Origin of the sequence: Corynebacterium sp. P4-C1, from assembly GCF_030503595.1 — a bacterium.
GTDB lineage: Bacteria > Actinomycetota > Actinomycetes > Mycobacteriales > Mycobacteriaceae > Corynebacterium.
Map to the genome: position 1 here is coordinate 90,619 of NZ_CP129966.1, position 14,640 is coordinate 105,258.

The 14,640-nt window shown below is 65.2% G+C and carries 15 protein-coding genes; 10 read left to right on the top strand and 5 right to left on the bottom strand.

Annotation, left to right across the window (positions count from 1 at the left end):
- The first annotated feature begins 7 nt into the window (after positions 1-7).
- The 6 genes from pgeF (at position 8) to ileS (ending at position 6,923) form a co-directional block, all read left to right on the top strand.
- Positions 8-742: a peptidoglycan editing factor PgeF gene (gene pgeF, locus QYR03_RS00410; RefSeq protein ID WP_259848812.1), complete on the top strand. Its 735-nt coding sequence runs from the start codon at positions 8-10 to the stop codon at positions 740-742.
- Entirely contained in the window at positions 742-1,506 is a 765-nt protein-coding gene (locus tag QYR03_RS00415) for a YggS family pyridoxal phosphate-dependent enzyme (protein WP_301712204.1), read from the top strand. Before pgeF ends, QYR03_RS00415 begins: the two co-directional genes overlap by 1 nt.
- Positions 1,507-1,561: 55 nt before the next feature.
- Positions 1,562-2,020 (top strand): cell division protein SepF, encoded by a 459-nt coding sequence (locus QYR03_RS00420; RefSeq protein WP_259848808.1) that lies wholly within the window; start codon positions 1,562-1,564, stop codon positions 2,018-2,020.
- Between the two features lie 43 nt (positions 2,021-2,063).
- On the top strand, positions 2,064-2,348 hold the full coding sequence (locus QYR03_RS00425; RefSeq protein WP_259848919.1) for a YggT family protein: 285 nt from the start codon (positions 2,064-2,066) through the stop codon (positions 2,346-2,348).
- A 128-nt stretch (positions 2,349-2,476) separates the two neighbouring features.
- The gene (locus QYR03_RS00430; RefSeq protein ID WP_301712205.1) at positions 2,477-3,442 is read left to right on the top strand and encodes a DivIVA domain-containing protein; all 966 of its coding nucleotides are present in this window, start codon (positions 2,477-2,479) and stop codon (positions 3,440-3,442) included.
- A 304-nt stretch (positions 3,443-3,746) separates the two neighbouring features.
- A complete protein-coding gene (ileS, locus tag QYR03_RS00435) occupies positions 3,747-6,923 on the top strand; it encodes an isoleucine--tRNA ligase (protein WP_301712206.1) in 3,177 nt (1,058 codons plus the stop codon).
- Positions 6,924-7,064: 141 nt separating this feature from the next.
- Here ileS and QYR03_RS00440 read toward each other — a convergent pair whose 3' ends face one another.
- Both QYR03_RS00440 and QYR03_RS00445 read right to left on the bottom strand, forming a co-directional pair.
- Positions 7,065-7,460: a type II toxin-antitoxin system VapC family toxin gene (locus tag QYR03_RS00440; protein WP_259848918.1), complete on the bottom strand. Its 396-nt coding sequence runs from the start codon at positions 7,458-7,460 to the stop codon at positions 7,065-7,067.
- On the bottom strand, positions 7,453-7,707 hold the full coding sequence (locus tag QYR03_RS00445; protein ID WP_259848800.1) for a type II toxin-antitoxin system Phd/YefM family antitoxin: 255 nt from the start codon (positions 7,705-7,707) through the stop codon (positions 7,453-7,455). Before QYR03_RS00445 ends, QYR03_RS00440 begins: the two co-directional genes overlap by 8 nt.
- Positions 7,708-7,802: 95 nt before the next feature.
- Between QYR03_RS00445 and QYR03_RS00450 the strand changes: the two genes are divergently transcribed.
- The gene (locus QYR03_RS00450) at positions 7,803-9,197 is read left to right on the top strand and encodes a DNA polymerase IV (protein WP_259848799.1); all 1,395 of its coding nucleotides are present in this window, start codon (positions 7,803-7,805) and stop codon (positions 9,195-9,197) included.
- Here the strand turns inward: QYR03_RS00450 and QYR03_RS00455 are convergent.
- A complete protein-coding gene (locus QYR03_RS00455; RefSeq protein ID WP_301712207.1) occupies positions 9,127-10,236 on the bottom strand; it encodes a HAMP domain-containing sensor histidine kinase in 1,110 nt (369 codons plus the stop codon). The two genes, QYR03_RS00450 and QYR03_RS00455, sit on opposite strands and share 71 nt — an antisense overlap.
- A complete protein-coding gene (locus QYR03_RS00460) occupies positions 10,233-10,922 on the bottom strand; it encodes a response regulator transcription factor (protein ID WP_301712208.1) in 690 nt (229 codons plus the stop codon). The genes QYR03_RS00455 and QYR03_RS00460 overlap by 4 nt, the downstream gene beginning before the upstream one ends.
- 51 nt (positions 10,923-10,973) lie before the next feature.
- Here QYR03_RS00460 and QYR03_RS00465 point away from each other — a divergent pair, with 51 nt between their 5' ends.
- Positions 10,974-11,924 carry a DUF418 domain-containing protein gene (locus QYR03_RS00465; protein WP_301712209.1) on the top strand — a complete coding sequence of 317 codons (951 nt, stop codon included), beginning with the start codon at positions 10,974-10,976 and terminating at the stop codon, positions 11,922-11,924.
- A 51-nt stretch (positions 11,925-11,975) separates the two neighbouring features.
- Positions 11,976-12,872: a trypsin-like serine protease gene (locus QYR03_RS00470; protein ID WP_301712210.1), complete on the top strand. Its 897-nt coding sequence runs from the start codon at positions 11,976-11,978 to the stop codon at positions 12,870-12,872.
- Here the strand turns inward: QYR03_RS00470 and QYR03_RS00475 are convergent.
- Positions 12,859-13,824, bottom strand: coding sequence for an asparaginase (locus QYR03_RS00475; RefSeq protein ID WP_301712211.1), 966 nt, complete (start codon positions 13,822-13,824; stop codon positions 12,859-12,861). The genes QYR03_RS00470 and QYR03_RS00475 overlap by 14 nt on opposite strands.
- An 87-nt stretch (positions 13,825-13,911) precedes the next feature.
- Here QYR03_RS00475 and QYR03_RS00480 point away from each other — a divergent pair, with 87 nt between their 5' ends.
- On the top strand, positions 13,912-14,613 hold the full coding sequence (locus QYR03_RS00480) for a hypothetical protein (protein WP_259848792.1): 702 nt from the start codon (positions 13,912-13,914) through the stop codon (positions 14,611-14,613).
- The last annotated feature ends 27 nt before the right edge of the window (positions 14,614-14,640 follow it).

Sequence of the window (14,640 nt, forward strand, 5' to 3'; positions counted from 1 at the left end):
GGGTGTCATGATTGACACCACCGGCCGCCCCGTCCGCATGCTGTTCACCAGCCGTGCGGGCGGGGTTTCTGCATCCCCGTACGATTCATTCAACCTCGGCGGGCACGTCGGCGACGATCCGGACTCTGTCAGCGCTAACCGGCAGCGCCTTGCGGACATCGCCGGGCTCGACGCCGCGCGTTTCGTGTGGATGGAGCAGCTGCACACCAACAACGTCACCGTCGTCGACGGCCCGCAGGACGGGCCCGTCGAGGCAACGGACGCTGTGGTGACCACCACGGAAAGACTCGCTTTGTGCGTGCTCGTCGCCGACTGTGTTCCGGTGCTGCTCTCCGACCACAACGCTGGGGTCGTCGCCGCCGCCCACGCCGGCCGTCTCGGCGCGCGCAACGGCATCATCCCGAAGACCGTCGAGGTGATGCGCGGGCTCGGTGCGGAACCGGCGAACATCCAGGCGCTGCTCGGCCCAGCCGCGGCAGGGGAGTCCTACGAGGTGCCGCAGGAGATGGCCGACGATGTGGAAGCCCACCTCCCGGGATCCCGCGCGCGCACCAAGAAAGGCACGCCGGGCCTGGATATCCGCGCGGGCTTGGTGCGCCAGCTGCTCAGCCTCGGTGTGACCCACATCGATGCGGACCCGCGTGACACCGTGACCGACGCATCGTTCTTCTCCTACCGCCGGGAGAAGACCACCGGACGCCAAGCTGGAGTCGTCTGGCTGACAGGAAAGGGGAATGAGTAATGGATGCGCAGAGCGCGAAGAATCTGCCCGGGATGACCGACGAGCGCCGCGAGGAGATCGCCGGAAAGCTTGAGAAGCTGCGCGCCGATGTCCGCGCCGCGGAAAAGCGCGCGGGACGTGAACCCGGCAGTGTGTCCATCCTCCCGGTCACCAAGTTCCATCCGGCGGCGGATGCCGCGAGTCTTGCCGAGCTGGGGATCAGGCTCGTGGGTGAGAACCGCGAGCAGGAAGCGCGCGGCAAGGTCGAGGAACTGGCCGCGGCCGGGGTCGAGCTCGACTTCGCCATGATCGGGCAGATCCAGTCGAAGAAGGCCAATGCTGTGGCCCGGTGGGCCAGCGAGGTCCACTCGGTCGATTCGGTCAAGCTCGCCCACGGACTCGACCGCGGCATGGGGCTCGCCCTCGAGCGCGGCGACCGCACGGGTAGCACCTTGCCGTGCCTAGTCCAGCTGTCGTTCGACGGCGACGCGGCACGCGGTGGAGTCCCGCACGACGATGCGGAGGCAGTTGACGCAGTGGTGTCCGCAGTGGAGGAATCGGAGCATTTGCTTTTCGACGGCTTCATGGTCGTCCCGCCCCTCGACGCGGATCCGGGCGAGGTGTTCGCGGCGTCGAAAAGCATCTGCGATTCCTACGCGGGAAAGCTCGGTCGTCCCCTGCGTCTATCTGCGGGAATGTCGGGCGATTTCGAGGAGGCAATTGCTCACGGATCGACAGTCGTGCGTGTCGGAACCGGGCTGCTGGGGAAGCGGCCCGTAGGCTGACGATCAGCGCTTGACCGACACCTGAAAACCTCCCGCGAACAGGAGACTTACGCGAATGTCCTTCTCTAACAGCCTCAAAGAATTCTTCGGAATCGGCCAGTACGATCCGGCCGTCGACCCCTACTACGACGACCCGGCGTACGAGGAAGCCGGCACGGCTGCGTACTCCCGCTCCGGTGCCGCCGTCGCCGAGCCGCGCACCCGTGACCGCGACTACTACGAGCCGCGCGACTACTCTGCCGCGATCATCAGTGTCCGTCCGCGCAACTACAACGACGCCAAGGAGATCGGCGAACCGTTCCGCGACGGCGACGCAGTGGTCATGGACCTGTCCGACGTCGACAAGCCGACCGCAATGCGCCTGATCGACTTCGCCGCTGGCCTGTGCTTCGCCGCGCGCGGCAAGATGCACAAGCTTTCCCGCACCGGCGACGCGCACCTCGTCTTCGCTATCGTTCCGGAGAACGCCCGCACGACCGTCAGCGAGCTTGAGCGCGCCGCGCACCTCCGTTAATTCGACTGGTGTGCGCGCCTAGGTAGGGTGGTGTCCCGTGAATATGCTCGGAACCGTCCTCTATTCCCTCGTCGGTCTGTACACGATCTTCGTGATCGTCCGGCTGGTCATCGAGATTATCCAGTCGTTCTCCAAGCATTTCGCCCCGCCACGCTGGTTCATGGTTGCGGGCGAATTCTTCTTCGTGGTCACGGACCCGCCGATCAAGTTCCTGCGCCGCTTCATCCCCCCGCTGCCACTCGGTGGCGTGGCGCTGGATGTCAGCGTGATCGTGCTGTTTCTCGCCCTTGCGGTGCTGCAGCCGCTTATTCGCGTCTTCCTTATTTAATCGGCGCGAAAACTCACCCTCGGGTATACGTTGAGGGTATAACTACTGTCAGCTAGGCTTTAAGCCTAGACCGTGCCACTGGCCCGCACGGGGCCGGCAACAAACGTCATTATTTGAAGGGAACGCAAATGCCGCTGACACCAGCTGACGTGCACAATGTCGCTTTCAGCAAGCCGCCGATTGGCAAGCGTGGCTACAACGAGGACGAGGTCGACCAGTTCCTCGATCTCGTCGAGGACACCCTCGCCCAGCTGCAGGATGAGAACGACGATCTTCGCGCACGCGTTGAGGAGCTCGGCTCCGGCACGAGCGCCCCGGCAGCAGCCGCCGCTCCGGCAGCCAAGGTTGACGAGAGCGCTATCCGCAAGGAGATCGAGGCGAAGCTGCGCAAGGAATACGAGGCACGCTTGAACGACGCCGAGAACGAGGCGAAGGCTGCCCGTTCCCGCGCCGAGGCCGCCGATGCAGAGATCCGCTCCGCACGCGAAGAAGCGGCCAAGGCGCGCAAGCAGGCTGAGGCCCAGTCCCAGCAGGCCGAGAAGTCCGAGTCGCAGGCCCAGGGTATCTCCCGCCCGGTCACCGCCGCACAGCCGAAGTCCACCGGCGAGGCGCACGTCCAGGCAGCCCGCGTTCTCGAGCTCGCACAGGAGACTGCGGACCGTCTCACCCGCGAGGCTGCTGAAGAGTCCCAGCGCGTCGTCGAGGAGGCACGCTCCAACGCCACGACCCAGGTGTCCGACGCCGAGAAGAAGGCCGCGGAGACCACCAAGGCCGCAGAGCAGCGCGCAAACCAGCTGGTCGGCGACGCACAGCGCAAGGCCGACGAGACCACCAGCGAGGCGAACTCCCGTGCCGAGGCCCAGATCCGCCAGGCGGAGGAGCAGGCCGCGAAGCTGAAGAGCGACGCCGAGCGCAAGCACACCGAGATTATGAACACGGTGAAGCAGCAGCAGACCGCACTCGAGACCCGCATCGCCGAGCTGCGCACCTTCGAGCGCGAGTACCGCACCCGTCTGAAGACGCTGCTCGAGTCCCAGCTCGAGGAGCTGGAGACCCGCGGTTCCTCCGCGCCGAGCGGCGACGTGAACAAGTAGGAGCTAGCGTCTAGCACGCGAAAGCCTCAATGACCCGCCCCTTGTGGGCGGGCTTTTGCGTTTGCGGCTACACTGACCTTTGTCATAACGAGACACGCGTCGATCCGGCCATCACCGGGGAGTGTTTCCGGAAGAACAGCTCGCGGCCGCCTGCCGCGGGCCCAGTAGAACCGGACGTGCCCAGGGATACGTCAATCCTTCACCACAATGAAGTGGGGGCTGCCTTCATAGGGGAGTCTCAAGCGGGGTGGTACCGCGCAGCGCTGTTGCTGCGTCCCCGCGCGATAAAGTGCGTGGAGGAATCATGGCAGACAAGCTACAGGGCGTCGGTGGTGTCTACCCGAAGATGGACATGACTGGCGGATCGTCCAAGTTCCCGGAGATGGAACAGATTGTCCTGGATTACTGGAACCAGGACGGCACCTTCCAGGCGAGCCTTGAAAACCGTGAGGGCCGCGAAGAGTACGTCTTCAACGACGGACCGCCTTTCGCGAACGGCCTGCCGCACTACGGGCACCTGCTCACCGGCTACGTGAAGGACATTGTCCCGCGTTTCCGCACCATGTCTGGATATCACGTCCCGCGCGTTTTCGGTTGGGACTGCCACGGTCTTCCCGCCGAGTTGGAAGCGGAGAAGCAGCTGGGCATCACGGACAAGTCCCAGATCGAAGACATGGGCCTGGCCAAGTTCAACGAGTACTGCGGCACATCTGTGATGCATTACGCCGACGAGTGGGAGGACTACGTCACCCGCCAGGCCCGCTGGGTCGATTTCGAGAACGGCTACAAGACGATGGACCCGGAGTACATGGAGTCCGTCATGTGGGCGTTCAAGGAACTCTACGACAAGGGCTTGATCTACCAGGGCTTCCGCGTCCTGCCGTACTCCTGGGCCGAGCACACTCCGCTGTCGAACCAGGAGACCCGTCTCGATGATGCCTACAAGGAGCGCCAGGATCCGACAGTCACTGTCACGTTCCCCATCAAGGACGGCAAGGGGCACGGGGAGCTTGCCGACGCCGCCTTCATCGGCTGGACCACCACCCCCTGGACCACTCCGTCGAACCTGGCTCTCGCTGTGGGCCCGGACATCGAGTACGCGTTGGTCCGCGTCGGCGGGGACACTTCCGTGGCAGAATTCGCCGGCAAGAAGCTGGTCCTGGCCTCCGACCTGATCCCGTCGTACGCGAAGGAGTTGGGGGAGAACCCCGAGGTCCTGGCCACCTACCGCGGCACCGACCTGGAGGGCATCACCTACGAGCCGCTCTTCGAGTACTTCGCCGACGAGCAGAACGCATTCCAAGTCCTGCTGGCGGACTACGTCACCACCGAGGACGGCACGGGTGTCGTCCACCAGGCACCCGCTTTCGGTGAGGACGATATGCTCACCTGCGAGAAATACGGCATCGGCCTGGTCATCCCCGTTGATGCGGACGGCAAGTTCACCTCCCAGGTGCCGGAGTACGAGGGCAAGCTCGTTTTCGACGCCAACCGCGACATCATCCGCGATTTGCGGTCACGCGGCCGTGTGCTGCAGGACAAGGTGATCGTCCACTCCTACCCGCACTCCTGGCGTTCGGGTGAGCCCCTGATCTACATGGCGCTGCCGGCATGGTTCGTCAAGGTCGTGGACATCCGCGACCGCATGGTGGAGCTGAACCAGGAAATCGAGTGGATCCCGGGCCACATCCGCGACGGCCAATTCGGCAAATGGCTGGAAGGCGCACGCGACTGGAATATCTCGCGCACCCGCTACTGGGGCTCCCCAGTGCCGGCGTGGGTTTCCGACAACCCCGAGTACCCGCGCGTGGACGTGTACGGCTCCCTGGACGAGCTGGAGGCCGACTTCGGTGTCCGTCCGAAGTCCCTGCACCGGCCGTACATCGACGAGCTGACCCGCCCGAACCCGGACGACCCGACGGGCAAGTCCACCATGCGCCGCGTCCCGGATGTCCTCGACTGCTGGTTCGAATCCGGCTCCATGCCGTTCGCGCAGTACCACTACCCGTTCGAGAACCAGGAGGAGTTCGACACCCGCCAGCCGGCGGACTTCATCGTCGAATACTCCGGACAGTCCCGCGGCTGGTTCTACGTGCAGCACGTGCTGTCCACCGCGTTGTTCGACCGCATCGCCTACAAGCAGGTCGTCGCCCACGGCATCGTGCTCGGCGACGACGGCCAGAAAATGTCCAAGTCCAAGGGCAACTACCCGGACGTGAAGGAGGTCTTCGACCGCGACGGTTCGGACGCGATGCGCTGGTTCCTCATGTCCAGTCCGATCCTGCGCGGAGGCAACCTGATCGTCACCGAGCAGGGCATCCGCGACGGCGTGCGCCAGGCTATCTTGCCGATCTGGAACGCGTACAGCTTCCTGCAGCTGTACTCCGACCGCGAGGCCACCTGGGACACCAGCTCGGACAACGTGCTGGACCGCTACATCCTGGCGAAGCTCCACGACACTGTGAAGCGCACCGGTGCCGCGCTTGAGGCGACCGACATCTCCGGCGCCTGCGACGAGGTCCGGCTTTTCGCCGACACCCTGACCAACTGGTACGTGCGCCGCTCCCGCGACCGTTTCTGGGCCGGCCAGGAGGAGCACCCGGAGGCGTTCAACACCCTCTACACGGTGCTCGAAGTGCTCGCCCGCACCGCCGCCCCGCTGCTGCCGTACATCAGCGAGGTCATGTGGCGCGGTCTCACCGGCGGGCGCTCCGTCCACCTGACGGACTACCCGAAGGCGGAGGAATTCCCGGCCGACGACGAGCTCGTCGAGGCAATGGATGCCACCCGCGCGGTCTGCTCCGCGGCATCCTCCCTGCGCAAGGCGAAGACGCTGCGCAACCGCCTGCCGCTGCCGGCGCTCAAGGTCGCTCTGCCTGAGGCGGAGAAGCTCGCCCCGTTCGAGTCCGTCATCCGCGACGAGGTAAACGTCAAGAACGTCGAGCTCACGCAGGATGTCGATTCCGCCGGTTCTTTCGAGGTCGTCGTCAACGCGAAGGTCGCCGGACCGAAGTTGGGCAAGGACGTCCAGCGGGCGATCAAGAACGTCAAGGCGGGCAACTACGTCCAGGACGGTGACAACGTCGTCGTCGACGGTGATCTCGTGCTCACCCCGGACCTGTACACCGAGCGCCTCGTCGCCGCTGACCCGGATTCCACCGCGCGCGTGGAGGGCATGGACGGCCTGGTTGTTCTCGACTCCACCCTCACCGAGGAGCTGGAGGCCGAAGGCTGGGCCGCCGATGTCATCCGCGGCCTGCAGGACGCCCGCAAGAACGAGGGGCTCGACGTCTCCGACCGCATCACAGTCACGTTGCGCGTCCCCGCGGACAAGGAGGAGTGGGCCAACCGCCACGCCGACCACATCGCCGCGGAGACCTTGGCGACATCCTTCACCGTCACCACCGAAGCCGGCGAGGGCGGCGAGGACGGCCACAAGGTGCTCGACGGCGTCACTGCGGAGGTGACCAAGAACGGCTAAACGGTCCGCTTACGCCAAACACCTATTCCAGAACACCTATTCACAACGTCGCGGGAAACCCCACCGCGGCAACCACGTTGTGAACAGGTACCTAGGAGTAGGGGTTTGTCTTATTGCAGTGGAGACGATGGTTGTGCGCGATTACACAACGACAATCTGCACCAGCTCTTCGAGGCCCTTGAAGTCATCGGGATTTCGGGTGAAAAGAGGAAGGTTTTCAGCGATTGCCGAGCTAGCGATCAAGAGGTCGGCAATGCGTCGCCGTGGGGTTCGCCCTGACTGCACGACTGCAGCGTAAACGAGCCCGTACGCGCGAGCTGCCTGAGTATCGAAGGGAATGCAGTCGATTAGAGACTCGATGCGCTGAATCTGCGAGATCCTCTTGGCCTGTTCAACGCAGTCGGCAGTAGCGGCCGGACCTGCCTGGAGCTCAGCCATTGTGATACTACATATGGCGAATTCGTTTGGTAAGAGGTTCGGATCAATGGCAGTGAGATCCAAAACAACTGACGTGTCTAGCAGACCTCGTTCATGCACGCGGATCAATGTCCTGATTGAGATAAGCGTCTACATCGGAGCGGAATCGCTGAAAATCTACCTGCGGGGCACTACGGAACGCTTCCAAGAGATCTTCTTTGCGTGCAAAGCGAGGGCGTCGCAAGGGCCGAAGTTCACCAACGGGTTGGGCATTCCTGGTCACGACAAAGTTGCGGCCCGCATCAAGTTCACGCATGATGCGACCGCTGTCATTGCGGAGCTCTCGTTGGCTGATAATGTCGGTCATGGCGTTAGCGTAGCACGGCTAGCTACGTGTCAGCGAGGATGCGGCAGGTACCTGACCTGCGGTCACCGGGCCTTCCGGCCTACGCTGGAGTGGCTATGAATCGCTGGGTGCTGCACATCGACATGGACGCGTTCTACGCGTCCTGCGAGCAGCTGACCCGTCCGACGTTGCAAGGACGGCCGGTGTTGGTCGCCGGGGTGACCGGGCGGGGAGTAGTCGCGGGAGCGAGCTACGAAGCGCGTAAATACGGGGCGCATTCGGCGATGCCAACGTACCGCGCGGTCCAACTCGTCGGGCCGAAAGCCGTGCTGGTCACGCCGCGTCGGCCGGTGTACACCACGGCATCGCGCCGGGTCTTCGGGATCATCGCGCGCAGAGTGGATGTCGTCGAGCAGCTCTCCATCGACGAGGCGTTCCTCGAACCGCGCGAACTCGCGGGAGCGTCCCCCGACGAGGTCAAAAAGTGGGCGGACAATCTTCGCGAGGCGATCCGCCGGGAGACAGGCCTGCCCAGCTCCATCGGGGCGGGAACAGGCAAGCAGTACGCGAAGATCGGGTCTGGTCTAGCAAAGCCGGACGGCACATTCATCATTCCGCGGGAGAAGCAGACAGAGATCCTCCACCCGCTACCCGTCGGCGAATTATGGGGTGTCGGGCCCGTGACCGCGAATAAGCTCACCGGCATCGGGGTGGAGAGCATCGGCGATTTCGCGGCCATGAGCGAGCGTGAGGTGGAAGTGGCGCTGGGCGGAGTCGTGGCAAAGCAGCTGTGGACGCTGGCTCGCGGCATCGACGATCGCGAAGTCGCGCCGCGCGCAGAGTCGAAGCAGATCTCCGCCGAACACACTTACCCGCGAGACCTGACAACGAAGAATGAGGTCGAGGCCGCTATCAGGCGCGCGGCGGAAGGAGCGCACAAGCGGTTGCTTATCGACGGCCGCGGCGCCCGCACCGTCACCGTCAAACTCAAGATGGCTGATTTCCACATCGAGTCGCGTTCCAGCACCTTGACGTACGCCACCGATGACATAGACACGCTCACGGCGGCGGCGTTCCGCATTGCCCGCTACCCGGACGAGCTCGGACCGATCCGTCTCGTCGGTGTGGGATTTTCCGGTTTAGAGACCGTCATGCAAGAAGTGCTCTTCCCGGAGCTCGATCGAGCAAATTTGCCCGAGCCGCAGACGGGGGAGATCCTTCCGGTCATGCCCACCGGCACGCGCGCGTGGGCGGCGACGCAGGATGTCCACCACTCCGAATTCGGCCACGGCTGGATTCAAGGAGCGGGTCACGGGTTCGTCACCGTACGGTTCGAGACCCGCGCGACAGGTCCTGGCCCGGTGAAGAACCTCCGCGCGGACGATCCCGAGTTGAGCCCCGCCGACCCTGTCGCGTCGTTGGCATGGGAGGACTGGCTGGCTACGACTGAGGATGCTCCGGCCCAGATGGACGATGCCCCGGCACTTGGTGAGCCGAGCGCGGAAGGCTGAGCTGGGCGATGACACCTCCGCCGCGGCGCGGGGTGAGATCGAGGTGGCCGTGGTGGGAGGTGGCAATGGCGTCCACAAGCGCGAGTCCGAGACCGTGACCGGGCCCGGCTACTCGGTTCGCGCCGCGGGCGAAAGGTTCTTTGAGCTGGTTCAACTGCTCCGCGCTGAATTCGGGCCCGCCGTTAGACACTTCGATGACCGCGGTATGCGCGTCGGTGAACAGACGCAGCTGTGTCGTTCCCTCCGTCCCGTGGGCGTGCGCATTGCGCAGCAGGTTGTCCACGGCTTGGCGAATGAGAACTGGGTCGCCGGCGACGGTGACCGGTGCATCGCCGTGAGAGCTTTCTGTGTCGGTCGCGGAGGTGATTGCGGAGACGGGCAGCGCATCGGCGAGGTCGAAGACCGACACATTTGGTGTCTGGGCGCGCGCGAGGTCGAGGAGAGCGGAGACGGTTTCGGAGCTGCGTGCGTTCACGGTGCGGATCTGGGTGAGCGCCGCGCGCATCTCGTCCTCGCCGGCTTCGGGGGCAAGCGCCACGTCGGCGACGGTCTGAATGGTGGCGATGGGTGTTTTCAGCTCATGCGACGCATTCGCGGAGAAACGCTGCTGGCTGGCAATGGAAGCGGCGAGTGAATCCAGCATGGTGTCGAGAGCGTTGGCAAGGTCGCCGACCTCGTCGTTAGCGCCGGCGTAGCCCGTGCGTTGGTCCAAGTTCCCGGCGGTGACCTGACGTGCAGACTGTGCGATACCGGTCAGGGGAGTGATCGCCCAGCCAGCGACGAACCAGCCGATCGCGCCGGCCAACACGGTGAGAACGGCCAGCGTGGTCAGCGACACCGTGAGCACGACCTTCAAGATGTCGTCTGTGACAGGAACGGCACCGCTGATCGCCGCATCGTCGGGGAAAACTGCTTCGAACGGCACTGGAGTGAGCTTCAAATAGGCGTACATCACCGCGATGAGAATGCCGCCGACACCGGCGACGGTGAGCACGAAAAGCAAAGTGATGCGGGCGCGTAGACTCAACGCTTTTTTCATGAGTCCATCTCCGCGGGGTCGGCGGCGAAATATCCTTCGCCAGGCAGGGTGTGAATGATCCATGGTTCGCCGAGCTTGCGCCGCAAATATGAAATGGTCACGCGCGGTGAGTTGGTGAAGGGATCGGCATTGGAGTCCCATGCTTCCTCGAGCAATTCTTCGGCCGAGAGCACCGCGCCGCCGGCCTCCATGAGCACCTGGAGCACCGCGAATTCCTTCGGGGAAAGGGGGATCTCCGCATCGCCGCGCATGACGCGTTTGCGGGTCCCGTCCAGGCGCACGTCGCCGCGGACCAGAACCGTGTTGCGCTGGGGAGAGGACCGGCGCGACAAGGCTGTCACGCGGGCGATGAGCTCGGGAAGCTCGAACGGTTTGGGCAGGTAGTCGTCCGCGCCGAGACCGAATCCGCTCAACCGGTCGTCGAGAGTCCCGGCCGCGGTGAGCATGAGCACCCGGATGTACGGGTAGTCGGCGGCGATACGGGCGCAGATCTCGTCGCCGTGCACGCCCGGCAGGTCGCGGTCGAGCACGACCACGTCGATGCTCCCCGCATGCGAGGTGAGGTGGGCGAGGGCGGAGGTGCCGTCGTAAAGCGCGGAAGCGTCGAAATTCTCCCTGTTCAGCGCGGTTGCGATGGCGTCGGCGAGGAAGCGTTCGTCTTCGACGATGAGTACGCGCGGGGTCATGCTCCACGATCTTAACGCTCTCGCAACATCGGCCTGAATAGCGTGCACAGCATGCCAAAACGGATTGTAGGAATCGACGTGTGCCGCGCGGTCGCGCTCATCGCGATGACCACCGCGCACCTGACAACCACGGGCGCGAACACCCTCGGAATCACCGGGCAGTTGCTGTACGGATTCCCGGCCGCGCTGTTCGCCTTCCTCGCTGGCGTGTCCATGATGCTCATGGCGCGTACCGCGGGGCCTGTGCAGTTCACCGTCCGCGGGGTGCTGCTCATCGCGGTGCACTGCGCACTCTTGCCGTTCGCGGGCGGTATCACCGTCGTCCTGCTCCCCATTGGCATCTGCATGATCGCGCTCGGATTCACCACCCGGTGGGACGTGCGCGGCAAGCTCGCGCTGTTCGCCGTGTTGACAGCGGCATCAGGGCTGATCTATCAGTTCGGTCTCGAACCGTGGGCGCTGTTCGGCCCGCCGTACCCGCTGGCCATGTGGGGCGCGCTCATCGTGGCTGGGATGGTGGCGGAAGAGACAGTACTGCCGTCGTGCGCAACTACCGCGGCAGCCGCAGTGGCAGGCGCTGTCACCGCCACCACCGTGATCGTGGTGCGCATGAATTATGTCGTGCCGTTCGCATGGATGGAGGCCAACGGGCACACCGGCGGCCTGCTCGACATCGCCGGGTGCGTGGGCATGGCGTTGGCGGTGCTGGGCCTGTGCAGCCCGGTTACGCGGTCGTTCGTGCTGCAACCCCTCGGCTCCATGTCGTTGACCATCTACTGCCTGCACATTCTCACCGCGCAGGTGCTCAGCTTCGCGGTCAGCGTCACGCTCTTTGCCGTCTTCGCTGTCGTCTGGGCGGCATTTTTCCGCCGCGGGCCGATGGAAGCGCTGGTGCGCTGGTGCATCGACACAGTGACGGCGGCCAGCGTCCGGCCCACTGGCAAAGAAAAGCGGCGTCGCGTCGCGGCCGAGCAGACGTGCCAGACCCACTCGCGCCTGTAGCGCTCTTCCGCGGACAACTCGCGAAAATTCGACCAATTTGTAAGGAGAACCATGAAACTCACCCGCACTACCGCACTCGCGCTCACCGCGTTGCTCGCCGCACCGGCACCTGCCTGGGCGTTGGACAGCAAGGACATGGCCGGTTCGACGCCTGAGTCGGACACCGTTGTCTCGCTGCGCATGGAGGACAACGAACCGGAGGACGGCAGCTGCACCGGCACCGCGATCGCACCGCACTGGGTCGTCACCGCACGCCACTGCATGGAGATGTTCACCAAGCCCGGCGGCACCGTGCGCACCGGTGAGGGTGACGACCAGCGCATGTACAAGGTCGACCGCTGGGAGAAGGCGCCGCGCGGCGATATTGGCCTGGTGCACACGGAAGAAGACATGCAGCTCGACCACTACGCCGAGATCTCCCGCGAGGAGTTGGCCGACGGCGAAGTGACAGTGTCCGGCTGGTCGTCCGAGGGCACCGGCGGGGCAACGAAGCTCCCAGTGGCCAAAGGCGAGGCGGACACCTCCGCCGGTGGCGATGCTCCAGCGCTTTTCGATGCCCCGTCCGCCGCCGTCGTTTCCCTCAAGAACGGAGCGCGCATCCAGAGCGGCGACTCCGGTGGCCCGATCTTCGCCGGCGGCAAGGTCGCCGCAGTGATGTCGGCGGGCCTGTTCGACGACCCCGACAACCCCTCCGAAGAAGACCTGATGAGCAACCCGAAGGTCGCTGTGACTCCGGTGGCGGACCAGGCCGAGTGGATTGAGAAGACCATCGCGGGGGAGGAGACTGTCTCCGGGGCGGGGATGGAGACAGACACGGCATCTGCGGCGTCCGGAAATTCCGCGGACACCGCTGAAGCTGGTCGCCGGATGCCGGCCAGCCTGTGGTTGGTTCTCGGCGGGGTAGTCGCCGCCGCAGCAGCTGTGGCGTGGCATTTCAGCCGCCGATAAGCGCACGCGGGTCAATGCCCGCGGACAGCGCAGCGGCGAGCGCGATGCGGGCCTGGCCCGCACACAGCCACCCGGCGGGCACGGCGCCGCGGTCGCCCAAGGTGGCACCGCCACCGGCACCGCCGTAGCTAAATTCCACCTTCCCGTGGGGGACCACCGTGGTCACCACGACGGGAATTTCTGCGTCCAGGGCGCGGTGCACCGCTTCACCCATCTGCTCAGAGACATTGCCCGAGCCCATGCCCTCGATGACGATGCCGTCGGGGGCCATCGCGGTCACCGCGTCGAGCACGTCCGGTTCGGCACCTGCCCATCCCGCGATGATCGGGACGTTCATTCCGGCCAAAGCAACCGGTGCCACTGGTTCAGGGCGCTCGGGGGGATTCGCGGAGTCGGGGTAGGTGGGACGGAACGCATCGAGCGCGTGCGTATCCGCCTTGACCAAGCCCCGCGCCGGGAGGATGCGCCCGCCGAAGGCCACTGCGACACCCAGGACGGTATCCGGTTCGGCACTGAGAGCGCCGCGGCCGGTGCCGCCCTCTGTGCGCGCGATGTGGGTGAGTGCGGCGCGCAGGTTGCCCGGCCCGTCGGGGGAGGCGGAGTCGGCGGCGCGCTGTGCCCCCGTGACCACCACCGGCCGCGGGTCGGAATGGAACAGGTCGAGGGCGAAGGCGGTGTCCGTGAGGGAGTCCGTTCCGTGGGTGACCACAACGCCGGCGACCGAAGGGTCGGCCAGCTGCTCGCGGACGGTGGCGGCGAGGGCGTCGATATCCGCAAGCGTCATCGACGACGAGTCGAGGGCGCGCACATCCACCGGACGGCACGGGATGTCCACGCCGGCCGAGTCGATCAGTTCCGCCGCGGTGCGGCGGGGTACTAAGGCACCATTCTCGTCGGCCACGCAAGCGATGGTCCCACCGGTGGCGACCACAGCGATTTCAGAAGGGTTCATGAAGTTCAGATTAGGCGTGCCAATTAGGGCTGGCCTATCCGGCGACGGTAACGTTGGGCCGGATAGCGGAAATCCAAGGAGAGATGAATGAACGCACCGACCAACGCACGGAAATTCGCCGCCATCGCGGCTGCGTTCGGCGCTGCAGTGACCCTCGCGGCGTGCTCGAACGACGACACCGACACCAAGACGGACACTGCCACCGAGACCAACACGGCCTCCGAACAGGCCGCTCCGGCAGCTGAGAAGCCGACCGCGGCGCAGCTGAACGAGGTTCTCGCCCGCGCAACGAACCCGCAGCTCCCGATGGAGGAACGCGTGAAGACGGTCCAGGGCGGCGAGAACGCCCGCGAACTCTTCGACGTGATGACTCAGGCTAAGCAGGAATCCGGCGCCGACTTCCAGGTCGTTGAGCCGATCCTGCCCGGCTACACCCCGAACGAGGTCCTCGCCGCGGTGAACTTCACCCAGCCGAATCAGGGCCCGTCCGTGGCGGAGAATGTCTCCTTCGTCTTCGAGGACAACACCTGGAAGCTGTCCCAGTCCTGGGCCTGCACTTTGATCACCAACACCGTCACCCCGGAGCAGGTCCCGGCGATGTGCAACGCCCAGGGCGGCCAGGGCACTGAGGCACCCGCGCAGGGTGGTCAGGAAGCTCCGGCTCCGGCGCAGGGCGGCCAGGCGCCCGCGCAGGGCGGACAGGCGCCCGCGCAGGGCGGACAGGAAGCTCCGGCTCCGGCGCAGGGCGGCAACGCCGGCGGTGCACCGGCACAGGCACCGGCTCTGTAGCCGAAGTACAGGAAAGAGCCTGACGGG